This is a genomic window from Shinella yambaruensis, from assembly GCF_050859155.1.
Lineage (GTDB): Bacteria > Pseudomonadota > Alphaproteobacteria > Rhizobiales > Rhizobiaceae > Shinella > Shinella yambaruensis.
This window is the reverse complement of the sequence record NZ_CP150640.1, coordinates 129,660-143,068: the sequence shown is the minus strand read 5'-3', so window position 1 is coordinate 143,068 and position 13,409 is coordinate 129,660. Positions and strand designations below refer to the sequence as shown.

The following is a 13,409-nucleotide window of genomic DNA, read 5'->3' as shown; positions in this document are numbered from 1 at the left end:
GTTCTCCTTGGCTAGGCGCGCCGCCGCGCGGCGGGCTGCGCCGCGGCGAGCGGGGCCAGCACGGCGGCGATGCGGTCGGCGATCGTCTGCACATGCCCGGCGTGGTGCAGGAAGAAATGGTCGCCCTCGATCAGCGTCTGCGAAAAATCGCCGGCCGCGACGGTGCGCCAGCGCCCGATGCCTTCGACCGGCACTTCCGGATCGCCGGTGCCGCCGAAGACATGCAGCGGGCAGGCGAGCGGGCGTGCGTCCCGTTCGGCGCGGATCGTCTCGCTGAGCCGGAAATCGCTGCGGATGATCGGCAGCAGCAGCGCCATCAGTTCCCGGTTGTCCAGCACCTCGCGGGGCGAGCCGTTGAGGGCGCGCACCTCATCGAGCAGGCCGGCGTCGTCGAGATGGGCGCGCTTCGGCGCGGGGTCCTCGCAATCCGGGCTGTGCCGGCCGGAGGGGAAGAAGGCGAGCGGCGGCAGGCTCTCCATCAGGCCGAGCGCGATGCGGTAGCCGAGCGCCGCGCCGAGGCTGTGGCCGAAGAGCGCATAGGGGCGTCTGAGATGCGGTCTGATTTCGGCGAGCAACTGGTCGGCGAGGCGGGCCGGGTCGCTTTCCAGCCGCTCGCCCATGCGCGTGCCGCGGCCGGGATATTCGACGGGGCGCACGGAGATCCAGTCCGGGAAGAGGCGGTTCCAGTCGCGATAGACCGCCGTGCTGCCGCCGGCATAGGTGAGGCAGAAGAGGTCGACGGTCGCGAGCGGTTTCGTGTCGGAGAAGGGAAGGCAGGTCATGAGGCGGCTCGTCGGGTTTCCTGGGGAAGGGCGCTTTCGGCGGCGGGGCTGCGGCTGGTGATCGCCGCCTGGAGGCCGCCGAGCGTCGGTTCGCGGAAAATTTCGGCAAGGCCGATCTCCACGCCGAAACGCTCGCAGATCGCGCGGGCGAGGTGGACGGCGAGCAAGGAGTTGCCGCCGCTCTGGAAAAAATTCTCGTCCGGCGAAAGCGGCATGCGGCCGGTGACTTCGGCCCAGAGGCTCGCAAGCGGGCCAAGCGTTTCACCGAGCGCCGGTTTTTCCATTGTGCCCGTATGCGTGAGGCCGGCGACGACGAGCGCTGTGGCCGTCTTGCGGTCACGCTTGCCGTTGGCGCTGAGCGGCAGGGCGTCGAGATGGACGAAACGGTCGGGCACCATGTAGCGCGGCAGGCGCTCGGCGAGCCAGGCGGCGAGCGGGATCGACGGATCGGCCGCGCCGGTGTGGCAGGCGACGAGCATGGGCGCGCCGTCCGGCCCCGGCACGGCAAGGGCGAGCGCCTGATCCACGTCGGGGTGGCGCGTCAGATGCGCCTCGATATCGCCCGCCTCGATGCGGTGGCCGCGAATCTTCATCTGAAAATCCTTGCGGCCGAGGAATTCAATCGCGCCGCAGGGCATGATCCGGCCGAGATCGCCGGTGCGGTAAAGCCGCCGGCCGCTGGCGTGGCGGATGAAGCTCGCGGTGGTCTTCGCCGCGTCGTTCAGGTAGCCCTCGGCAAGCCCGAAACCCTCGATGTGGATTTCGCCGGTGACGCCCGCCGGGCAGGGGCGGCTGCGTGCGTCGAGCACATGCAGTTGCTGGCCGGCCAGCGCAAAACCGTAGGGCACGGAGGTCCAATCGCTCTCGACGGTTTCGACCGGATAGAAATTCGACCAGATCGCCGCCTCCGTCGCGCCGCCGAGGCTCCAAAGGCGCGTTTTGGGATAGTCCGCACGCAGGCGGCGGGCGAGCGGCAGGGGAATCCAGTCGCCGCTGAGCATGATGGTCTTCAGCTGCGACAGTTCCGGCGCGGGTCGGCGGCGTGCGGCGCTGAGCGCCATGTCGATGAGGGCCGGCACGGAATTCCAGACGGTGACGCCGGCGCGGGCGCAAAGGGCGAGCGTCGCGTGCGGGTTGGGGAATTCGCTGTCCGCCGGGACGACGATGGCCCCGCCAGCGGCGAGCGTGCCCCAGATATCGTAGACCGAGAGGTCGAAGCTCAGGGCGGAAAGCGCGAGCACGCGATCTGCCGCCGTGATGGCGAAGCGCCGGTTGATGTCGAGGATCGTGTTGCGTGCGGCGGCGTGGCTGATCACCACGCCCTTCGGTGCGCCGGTGGAGCCCGACGTGTAGATGACATAGGCCCGATCCGAGGGCTCGCGGCGGGGCGGGATGACGGCTTCATCCGCATGCGCCGCGATGTCATCGGCCGTCACGGCGCGCGCATCCGCGGGTAGGTCGCGCGGGTCGTCGGCGATCAGCCAGCGGCAGCCGCTGCGGTTGAGGATGGTGTTGCGCCGTTCAACGGGCAGGCGGCTGTCGAGCGGCAGCCAGACGAGGCCGGCGAGGCTGACGCCGACGACGGCGACGATCTGGGCAGCGCCTTTCGGCAGCGTGATCCCGACGATGTCGCCCGCCTGTGCGCCTCGGGCAAGGAGCGCGGCGGCGACCGCTTCGGCCTTCCGGCGCAGGGCGGCATAGGTGAGGGCCGCACCCTCGGCGTCGATGATCGCGGTGGCCGACGGGCTCGCCCGCGCTGTCGCGAGGAAGAGGTTGGGCAGCGTGCCGGCGCGGTCGTCCGGATGATCTTCGGCGAGGGCTTGCAGGGCCGGCGCCTCTGTCTCCGCCGGATCGTCGCGGAGCCATGCTGACGGATCATCGACGAGCGCCAGGAGCGCCGCCTCGTAGCGGGCAAAGATCGTTTGCGGAAGGTTCTCGGCGAAGACGCCAGCGACGTAATCCCAGTAGTAAATCAGGCCCTCATGGTTCTCGATGACCTGATGGTCCATCGAAACCTGTGGCGTGCGCAGGTGGCTGCCGACAAGTTCGAAGCGGCTCGTGTGTTCGTCCGGCAGGACCGGGCGGCCGCTGCTGATGCCGCTGGTGAAGACGAAGGGAGCGGCGGGCGTCTCGGCGCTCGCGGAAAGTTGCAGCCGGCGGATCAGCGAGACGCCGCTGACGCTCGCATGGGCGAGGCGTTCGGCCATCAGCGCCTGAAGCCGCCGTGCCTGGTCGGCGAAGCTGCCCGTTCCCGTGCAATCGACCAGCGTCGTGTTCGAGCAATTGCCGGTCATCAGCGAAAGCTCGGGATGCTGGAAGGGCCGGTGGTTCGCCAGCACGTTCAGCGTGAAATCCGGGTGCGTGGCGAAGGGCCGCAACGCTGCGGCATAGAGCGCCAGCATGGCCGCATTGGCCGTGACGCCTTGTTCGGCCGCCCGGCTCTTGAGGCGCCGCCAGCGTTCGGCGTCGAGCTTGCCGGCGAGGCGGCGGAAATCCGACCAGAGCGGCGTTTCCCCCGTCGCCGGCAGGTCCGGCGGGCCGGGCAGCGTCGGCAGGGTTTTTTCCCAATAGGCGATGCTCTCGGCGGACGTCGCGTCCCTCAAGGCAAGCGCATAGTCGCGGTGGCTGAGGCTCGGCGGCGGTTCCTCCCCGGCGATGTCGTCGAAGAGATAGCGCAACAGGTCGCGGAAAATCATGGCGAGCGACGGTCCGTCGATCGCGATCAGGCGGAAGGCGATGAGGAGGCGGTCGCTGCCGTCGAGCCGGACCAGCGTGGCGGCGAGCGGCGGGCCCTTTTCCAGCGGCGGCAGCGTTTCCGGATAGGCTTCGCAGAGCGCGCCGAGCCGCGATGCCGCCTCGTCCGGCGCGAGCGCGCGAAGATCGACCACCGAAAGCCGGCAGGGGTTTGCGCCGGGCGGCGGGATCACCTGTTCGCCGCTCGGCAGGAAGCAGGCGGTCAGCGCCTCATGGCGGCGTTGCAGGCGCTGGAGGGCCGTCTGCACGGTCTCGGGCTCGATCGCTTCGAAACGGCAATGGTGGAAGAAGCAGGGAATCGCCGATTGCGCGTAGCCGCCATGCTCGCCCACCCAATAGGCTTGCTGGAGGTCGGTCATCGGATAGGGCTCGTGCCGCGCTTCCGGCCGCGCGACAAGCAGGGTCGCGGCCTGCGTTAGCTCGCCGATCAGCGCCGCCTTGTGGTGGCCGAGCGCCGAGCGCAGCGTGGCGGTCATCGAGCCCTGCGGGGCGGCATAGCGCAATTCGCCCTCCGCCACCCACAGCCGGATGCGGCTTTCCTGCATGCGGCGCTTGAGTTCGCCGAGCGTCATCGGTTCCGCGCCGGTCATCAGATCACTCCGCTCTCGAAGGTTTCGTCCTCGATGGCCTTCGCCGCCGGAAGATCGGCGACGAGCCGCGCCTGGTCCTTCAAGAGCGGCGCGCGCAGCAGCGAAGCGAGATCCGGCGCGGCGCCGAAGCGGTGCTGGATGAGGCTCGAAAGCCGCGTCATCAGCAGGGAATCGCCGCCGAGCACGAAGAAATTCGCCGAGGCGGAGACGATCTCCTGGCCCAGCACCTCGCGCCAGAGCGCGGCGAGCACGGTTTCCAGCCCCTCGGCGAGGGGATCGTCGGCCTGCTCGACCTCGCGCACCGCGCTCTCGACGGCGGCCGCGAGGCGCGAGCGGTCGACCTTGCCGTTGGCCGTCAGCGGCATGGCGGAAAGCTGATGCCATTGCTGCGGGGCCATGTAGTCGGGCAGGCGGGTTTTCAGCCAGGCGTCGAGCGTCTCGCGGGAGAGGACGGTTGCCGTATCGCCGTTCTGCGCCAGCACGACGTGATAGTTCATCCGCTCGACCGGGTTGCCCGGCTTCGGTAGCGCGGTGCGGCGCGCAAAGCCGGCCCGTTCGAGCACGGCCTGCCAGGCATCCGCGCTCAGCATGGGCAGATGGGTCTCCAGCCGCTCGTCCTCGTAGTGGCTGAGACCTTCCACGAAGCCGAGGCTGACGAGCTGGAAGCGCGGATTGCGCGTGCCTTCCACCAGGAGGAGATGGCCGGACGGTTTCAGCAGCGAGCGGATGAACCGGCTGCTGCGGTTCACGTCCATCGCGTCGTGCAGCACATTCGCGCCGATGATGAGGTCGTAGGCGGCGGGCTCCAGCCCTTGCAGCGCCGGGTCTTCGTTGATGTCGTAGAGGCCGACGCGCATCTGCGGCCAGTCGGCGAAGACATTCTGCGCGTTCTCCAGGAAGTAGCGCGAAAGATCGGTGAAGGTGTAGGTGAAGTTTTCGTGCGGCAGGGCCTTCAGGATGTCGTGCGTGACGGAGCCGATGCCGGCCCCGAATTCCAGGATGCGGATGGGGCGGGCGGGATCGTGGCCCTCGAACAGGCCGCGCACGGTTTCCCCGGCCACCGTGTTGAAGTGTTTCGAGACCGGGTTCTCGCGATACCAGCTTTCGACGAAATCGGTGCGCCCGCCCTCGAACATCAGTTCGAGCGGATTGAGCGTGCCGTCGAGCAGGGCGCGCGGATTGGCGATGCAGCGCTCGTAGAGCGACCAGATGCGGCGATCGTAATCCGCCCCCGCCGCCGCGCGGGCCGCGATGCCGGCCTGCAATTCTGCGCGGCCGTCGGCCTCGGCGATGCGCGGCGTGGTGCGGTAGACGTCCCCGGCGCGGTCGAGATAGCCGTCCGCCTCCAGCACGTCGAGCCAGCTTCGGAAGAGTTTTGCGTAGTTCTCTTTCACACTGAGGGCGGACGAGATTTCGTCCTCCCGCGCCGTGTCGCCGGCCTTGCGGAAATAGCCGGCCTCCTGCATCGCGCCGAGCATGACCCAGGTGCTGAGCTGCTCCATGGCGGCGAAGTGCGCGCCGTAGCGGTCGAGGTCGAAATCGTCGGGCAGGTCGTTGCAGGCCCAGTCGCCAATGGTGAGCGCACGGTGCCAGCCGTTGTCGCCGTTCGTTTCGCCGCGCTGCGCCGGCGCATCGGCGGTCAGGGTGAAATAGGCGTGCAGCTGCTTCAGCGGCGCGCCGCCATAGACCACGGCCGCCTCCGCCACATGCGGATGTTCTCCGAGCACGGCCTCGATCTCGCTCGGCTCGATGCGCACGCCGTTGATCTTCAGCTGGTTGTCGATGCGGCCGACGATCTCGATCTCGCCGTCCGCGCCGAGCCGGCCGAGGTCGCCGGTGTGGAACAGCCGCTCGCCGCTCGGCGCATGCAGGCGGTAGCGCTCCGCCGTGCGTGCCTCGTCGCGCCAGTAGCCGAGCGACATGGCAAGGCCCCCGGTGCAGATCTCGCCGACGACGCCGGTCGGGCACTCCTGCCCGGCCGGGTTGAGGATGCGGCAGGTCTGGTTCTCCAGCGGCCTTCCATAGGGGATTTTCGTCCAGGCCGGGTCGAGCGCGGCGAGGGGATAGTAGGCCGAGACGATCGCGGTCTCCGTCGGCCCGCCGATGCTGTGGATCGCGCAGTCCGGCCACAGCGCCTTCAGGCGGCGCACCAACTCAAGGGGAATCCAGTCGCCGCCCATCATGACATGGCGCGGGGCGGGCAGGTCCGCCCCCCTCAGCGCCTGCGCGTCGAGCAGCATGGAGACGAAGGCCGGGACGGCGTTGATGATGGTCGGGCGGTGGCGCTTTACGAGGTCCAGCCAGTGCATGGCGTCCTTCGAGCGCTCGCGATCCGGCAGGATCACGGCCCCGCCGGTCGCCATCATGGCGTAGACGTCGAAGACCGACATGTCGTGATGGAAGGCCGAGAGCGAGAGCGTGCGGTCGGCCTCGGTGACGGCGAGGCGGCGGATGAGCGCGGCGATGGTGTTCAGCGGGCCGCGATGGTCGAGCATCGCGCCCTTCGGCTGGCCGGTCGTGCCCGAGGTGTAGATGATGTAGGCGAGGTCCGTTTCCGTCTGCCGCAGTTCCGGGGCCGTCTCCGGCAGGCCGTCGAGGGTAAGGCCGGAAAGGTCGATCCGGCGGAATTCGGGCGGCAGGGCGGGACCGGCGCCGCTCGTCAGCACGGCGAAGGGCGAAAGGTCGCGAAGGATGGCGGTGAGCCGCTCGTTCTCGTAGTCGCCGTTGACCGGGACGTAGCACGCGCCCGCGGCCTGGATCGCGAGGGCCGCGAGCACCGCATCCGGCTGGCGCGCCATGACCACGGCGACGGGTTCGGACGGTTTTACGCCGAGCGCGATCAGGTGGTGCGCGAGGCGGTTCACGTCGGCCCGGAGCGCGGCGTAGGTCCGGTCGCCCTGCGGGCTGAGAATGGCGACGCTCTCCGGCCGCGCCTCGGCGCTGCGTTGCAGAAGCGAGGGCATGAGGGAGCCGGAAGGCCGCTCTCCGGCGACGGCGAGGCCGGCGGCGAGGCTGCGGTCTTCCGCGGGGCGGAGGTCCGGAACCAGCGTCTCCCAGAGTCCGTTCTCTTCGGACAGCATCTGAAGAAAGTCGGTATAGGCGCGGAACATGCCCTCGATCAGCCGCGGTTCGAACAGGTCGTCGGCGATGAACCAGCGCGTCACCAGCGCCCCGCCATATTCGGTCGCCTGATAGTCGAGCCAGACCTGCGGCGTCTGGTTGATCTGGAAGACCTGGCGGCTGGTCAGCGGCCAGTCGGCGCGGGCGGGATCGTCGAAATCCATGCCGATCATGCTGGTGAAGACCACGGGCATGTCGACGCTGTCGGCCCCCGTCCTGCGGTGGCGGCCGAGTTCGCGCATCAGGCGGATGCCGTTGAATTCGCGGTGGGCCAAGGCCTGCCAGAGATCGTCCTGCGTGCGGCGGGCGGCGGAAAGGAAGGTCTCGCCCTCGCGCGCGGCGACGGGCAGCAGCATCAGCGAGGTGAAATCGCCGCAGATGTCCATGACCTGCGGATGCACGGCCTTGCGGTTGAAATAGGTGATGTTGAGGGTGAAGTCCGGGGCCTTGCTGTAGGTCGACAGCACATGGGTGAAGGCGGTGAGCAGCGCGCCGCTCGCCGTCAGCCCGAGCTTGGCGGCCTCGGCCTGGAAACGCTTCCAATGGGCGGAGGACAGGCGATGGTCGAGCGTGCGGAAGGTCGGGCGCGTCACCTCGGCCGGCGCGCGGCGAAGCGGCAGGTCGGGCGCGGCCGGGAAGGCGTCGAGCTTGTCCAGCCAGAACGTCTTCGCGCGCTCCCATTGCGGGCCGCGGCGGGCGGCTTCCTCGGCGAGCACATAGTCGCGGAAGGAAAGGGTAAGGTCCGGCAGTTCGGCATCGGGGTCGGCGAGCAGCGTGGCGAGTTCGCCGAAGACCACGCGAAAACTCTGGATGTCGAAGACCAGGAGGTCCATGTCGAGATGGATGCGCGACAGGCCGCCCGGCAGATGGCTCACCGTCAGCTCGAAGAGCGGCCAGGCCTGCGGATCGAAGACCTGATAGGACATGCGCTCGCGGATCACGCCGAGCCTTTCGTCGCGCTTGGCCTCGGCGAGGCGGGTGAGGTCGCGTTCCTTGACGGCATAGTGCGGCGCGGTTTCGAGAATGCGCTGGCGGCCGGCGGGCGTGATAATGCAGCGCATCATCTCGTGGCGGCGGATCAGCCGGTTCCAGGCCGTCTCCAGCGCGCAGACGTCGAGGTCTTCGAGGTCGATCTCGATATATTCGTGGCAGGAGACGCTGCCGAGCTGCATGCCGCCGCTGCGGCCGACCCAGAAGGCCTGTTGCAGGTCGGTGAGCGGGAACGGCTCGAAGCGTTCTTGCGGGCGTGCGACGATCTCGATCTCGCCCTTGCCGAGCGGCCTGGAGAAATCGATGTCGTCGCCTTCGGCGAGGAGGCCGGCGATGTGTTTCGACAATGCGTCGATCGTGCCGTGCTCGTAGCCGGCGGTCGGCGGCAGCGTCAGGGCGAACTGGCCGTTTATGATGTGCACGAGTTCGAGGAAGATGAGGGAATCGACGCCCTGTTCGGTCAAGGGCTTGGCGGCGTCCAGCGCGTCGCTGGCGAATTTCAGCCGCTTGCCGATGACCTGGCGCAGGTAGCGGGCGATGCGCGCGGCGCGCTCGGCCGGGGAAAGGCCGCCGAGCGCGAGATCGACCACGCTTTCCTCCTCCCGCGCCATCTCGGCGGCGAGCAGCGGGCGCAGCAGCCCGCGCGTCGCGGGCATGCCGCCCGTCGCGGCGGCGAGGGCGGACGGATCGACCGAGATGGGCACGAGGCCGCTCACGCCGTCCTTCAGGAGGCGGTTCATCACGGCAAAGCCGGTCTCGGCGGGGATCGGGCGAAGGCTCGTCTTGCCGAGCTGCTCCAGCTTGTCGGCGCGCCGGTCCATGGCGAACTGGCCCCAGGCGATGGAGAGCGCCGGCGCGCCCTTTGCCCGAAGATGGGCGGTGAAGGAATCCTGCCAGGCATTGGCTGTGTTGTAGGCCGCGCCCGGCATGGCGAGCAGCGAGGCGGCGGAACTGAACAGGCAGAACAGCGCCAGCGGCTGGTCCGCCACGGCCTCGTAAAGCGCAAGGCTGCCCGCCACCTTCACGGCGATGGCGGAGGCGAAGCGCTCCGCGGTCTCGTCGGCCAGCAACTGGCTGGTTCCGGCATGGGCGGTGTGGAACACCTGGCCGACCGGCCGGGGGAGCGCGGCGATGCCTTTGCGCAGGGCTTCGACATCGGTGAGGCTGGCTTCGACCATGGTGACGGTGACGCCAGCGGCGGAAAGGGCCGCAAGGCAGGCGTCCTGCGCGGCGTCCGGCGCGCGGTGGAGGACGATGGCGAGATGACGGCATCCTTGACCGGCGAGCCACAGGGCGAGTTCCCGGCCGACCGCGCCGAAACCGGCGACCAGCGTCAGCCTGTCCTGCGGCCAGGCGATGGGCACGGTGTCGCGTATCGCCGGGTGGCTCTCCAGCGCCGGCTCGTAGAGTTTTCCACCCCGCAAGGCGAGCGCAGCGCCGAGATCGTGCAGGTGCTCGAGATGAGCCGCCAGCGTCTCGATGTCCGTGGCGTCGCCGATGTCGAGGCAGGCGATCGGCAGGTGTGGCTGCTCGTTGCGCAGGCTGCGCCAAAGCTGCATGACCGCCCAGTCCGGCCCGAAGGCCGTGGCGTCGAACGGGTCGCAGGCATGCGAGACGAGATTGGCGATGCGGCAGGCCGGATGGGCGAGACCGTAGTGCAGCCATTCGAGCGCGCGCGTCACCGCCGTTCGGAGATGGGCATGGCCGTCGCCGAACGCGTCGGCGGCGCCGGCTCCGCGGCAATCCACCACCTGGGCGAAATCGCCCTCGACCGGCGCATCTCGCAGGATGACGTTGTGGCCGATCCAGCGGCCGATGGCGGCGAGGTCGCCGGCCACCGCATTGTCGCCGACGATCAGCCAGTCCTCGGCGGCCGCGATCGACGAGCGGCTGAGCTTTTGCTGGTAGAGGCGCGCAAGCTCCTGCCAGCGCCAGCGCCAGAGCTGGACGGGTTGGTCTTCCTCGGCGCTTTTCGGCGTGACGAGATCGAGGCGGGCGAGGCAGCGCAGGCCATCGGTGAGATAGGCGCCGTCCTCCACCTCCCTGACATCCGTCGCGGCCTGCCAGCCGGGCGAGAGCCAGCCGCCCGAAATCGCCCTGCCGGCGCTCGCGGCGGCTGCCAGCCACGCGGCGAGCGGCAGCGAGGGGGCGTCCGGCAGATCGGACCCGCAGGCCGGCTCGTAGGTTGCGTCGATTGTCGCATCTTCGAGCGAGAGGCTGATCGCGCCGCGGCCGAGGAAGCCGCGGCTGTCCGTTGCGTGCAGGGGACGGGCCGCCAGCGGCAGCGGGTGTGCGAAGGAAAGGCGGAAGCCGCTGTCGCGTCCTGCAAGCGGTTGCCACAGGGGCGAAAGCAGCGGCGCGAGGCCGGACGCCGTGCCGCTGCGCGCGGTCGCCACAGTGTCGCCATCCGGCCAGCACCGGCCTCTGGCGAGGCGGATGGCAGGCATTTCGGTGAACGCCGCGCCGGACGCGCGATAAAGAGACTCCACCGGTTCGTCACAGCCGAGCCGGTAGAGTGCCGCGATGACGGCGGCGAGATCGGCTTCGTTCCTGTCGACGACGGTCCCGATGGTCTGGGGTAGCTCCATGCTGCGGAGCAGACGCGAGAAGCCGCCGTCCGGGCCGATTTCCAGCACATTGTCGATCTCGAATTCGGCAAGCCGCTGTGCCGCGCCGTAAAAATTCACGGGCTCGCGCAGCTGCCGATACCAATAGGCGGCGTCGAGTTCTTCGGGCTCAACGGCATAGGCCGTCAGCGTCGAGAGCATGATGCAGCTCTCGTCGTCTTGCTGCGGTGCCGGGCAGGCTGCGGTGAAGTCGGCGCGGATCGCCTCCATGGTCCGCGAGTGGAAGGCTCGGTTCACCGCGAGGCGGCGATGGGCGATTTTCTGACGTGCGAGATCGGCGGCGAGCGTCGTCACGGCACGCTCCGGGCCGCTCAGGCTGTAGCGATCGGGGCCGTTGATGGCGGCGAGGCTGATCTCGGCATGGTTTTTCAGCAGGGCTTTGAGCTGTTCCGCCGGCAGGGAGAGGGCGATCATCGTGCCGGGTTCCGTGCCGTTCTCCATCAGCCGGGCGCGTGCCGCAACGAGGCGGATGGCGGCGTCGAGCGGCAAAAGCCCGGCCGTCACCGCGGCGGCGAACTCGCCGACCGAGTGGCCGAAGACGAGATCGGGGGCAAAGTCCCAGCCGCGCAGCATCTCGGCGAAGGCATATTGCCAGCTGAAGAGGGCCGGCTGGGTATAGAACGTGCGGTCGAGGTCGCTCGCCCGCTCGGGATCGAAGAGCACGCGGTCGAGATCGGAAATCCCGTTCGCGGCGAAACCGGCGAGGCAGGCTTCAATGGCGTCGCGGAACGGCGCGCTCTCGCGATGGAGCGCCGCGCCCATGCCCGCATATTGACTGCCCTGGCCACTGAACATCCAGGCGGTGCGGCCTCCGCCGGCCTTGGCGGGCCTTGCCGCCCGAAGCGCATCCGAAAGCTCTTCCGCCGTCCGTCCGGTCACGGCGACGCGATGGCCGAAATGCTGCCGGCGCAGCGCGGCGGTCGCGCATTGGGCGGTGAGGCGGCCGTCGTCGAGCCGATCGGCGATGAGGGGAAGGCTTTCGCCGAGCGTCTCCGCGCCATGGCCCGACCAGACGAGCACCTGTCGCGGCGGGGCGATCCCGGCCGATGCCTTCCGTGTCGGGGCGGCCGCGACGATCATATGGCAATTGGTGCCGCCGATGCCGAAGGAGCTGACTGCCGAGATGCGCCTTTCGAAACGCTCCGGCCATTCGGCCGTTTCGACGGCCAGGTCGAAGGGGGAAGCGGCGAAATCGATGCGGGGATTTTCCGGCTTGCAATGGAGGCTTGCGGGAATGCGGGCCTCGCGCACCGAAAGCGTCGCCTTGATGAGGCTTGCGACCCCCGCGGCGGTATCGAGATGGCCGAGATTGCCCTTCACCGAGCCGAGGGCCGTGTTCTGCGGATCAGCGCCGGCGGCGCGGTAAATATCCGAGATCGCACCGATCTCGACGGGATCGCCGAGCGGCGTGCCGGTGCCGTGCGCCTCCAGCATGCCGATATCGGCGGGGGAAACGCCGCTTCGGGCGAGCGCCTCACGGATCGCGCGCTGCTGTCCGTCCCGGCCCGGCGCGGTATAGCCGATCTTGGCGCTGCCGTCGTTGGAGACGGCCGACCCGAGGATGACGGCGTGGATCGTGTCGCCGTCCCGCTCCGCATCCGCCAGCCGCTTGAGGGCGACGAGGCCGAGGCCGTTGCCGGCGACGATTCCCGTGCCGGCCGCGCCGAAGGGCCGGCAATGGCCGTCCTCGGAAAAGATCATGCCGGATTGGCGGAAATAGCCCGCGCCCTGCGGGAAGGAAATGGCGACCCCGCCGGCAAGCGCCGCGTCGCAGTCGCGTGCCAAAAGGCTTTCGACGGCCTGGTGCACGGCGACGAGCGAGCTGGAGCAGGCGGTCTGCACCGTCATTGCCGGCCCGGTGAGGTTCAGCTTGTAGGCGGCGCGGGTGACGAGGTAGTCCTTGTCGTTGCCCATCAGCTGCTGGAAACTTTCCGTGCGGGTGATCTCCTCGGCCCGGATCGGCGGCAGGAGCGGCTGGTAGGTGCTCTGGCGGCAGCCGGCGAAGGCGCCGACCTTGAGACCGCTGCGCGTCAGGTTGGCGCTGTCCATCAGCCGCCGGCATTCCTCCAGGAACAGCCGATGCTGCGGGTCCATCAGTTCTGCCTCGCGCGGCGAATAGCCGAAGAAGGCGAAATCGAAGCAGTCGGCGTCGGCAACCACCGTGCCGGCGTTCACATAATCCGGCCGTGCGGCGAGCGCCGGGTCGACGCCCTGGCGCTCCATCTCCTCGCGCGAGAGCGGGCGGATCGCCTCATGCCCCTCGACGAGGTTCTTCCAGAAGGTCTCGACGTCGGGCGCATCCGGAAACCGGCAGGTCATTCCGATGATCGCAACGGGTTCAACAGTCACGGCGTTCTCCGCAGTCCGGCACTCGTTCACGCGCCGCCGGCCGGCGGTCGCGGGTCTGTTGTCCCTTAAACAATGAAGCGCCGGGTACGGACCGCTCCGCAGAGGAGCGAATTAGGCCGGATGCGGAGTTTAGATGCGGGAGGCACTTGCGGAGTTTTTCGATTTATAACCTTGAAAGCGTTGAGGAAAACAAGTCT

General features: G+C 69.0%; 3 protein-coding genes. All 3 read right to left on the bottom strand.

Annotated elements, in window-relative coordinates; all coding sequences use genetic code 11:
• Positions 1-11: 11 nt before the first annotated feature.
• Genes WMC41_RS26600 through WMC41_RS26590 form a run of 3 tightly spaced genes read right to left on the bottom strand, consistent with a single transcriptional unit; the run spans position 12 to position 13,212 of the window.
• The gene (locus WMC41_RS26600) at positions 12-782 is read right to left on the bottom strand and encodes a thioesterase II family protein (protein WP_432349591.1); all 771 of its coding nucleotides are present in this window, start codon (positions 780-782) and stop codon (positions 12-14) included.
• On the bottom strand, positions 779-4,126 hold the full coding sequence (locus tag WMC41_RS26595; protein ID WP_432349590.1) for an amino acid adenylation domain-containing protein: 3,348 nt from the start codon (positions 4,124-4,126) through the stop codon (positions 779-781). Before WMC41_RS26595 ends, WMC41_RS26600 begins: the two co-directional genes overlap by 4 nt.
• Positions 4,126-13,212 carry an amino acid adenylation domain-containing protein gene (locus tag WMC41_RS26590; protein ID WP_432349589.1) on the bottom strand — a complete coding sequence of 3,029 codons (9,087 nt, stop codon included), beginning with the start codon at positions 13,210-13,212 and terminating at the stop codon, positions 4,126-4,128. The genes WMC41_RS26595 and WMC41_RS26590 overlap by 1 nt, the downstream gene beginning before the upstream one ends.
• Positions 13,213-13,409: the final 197 nt, after the last annotated feature.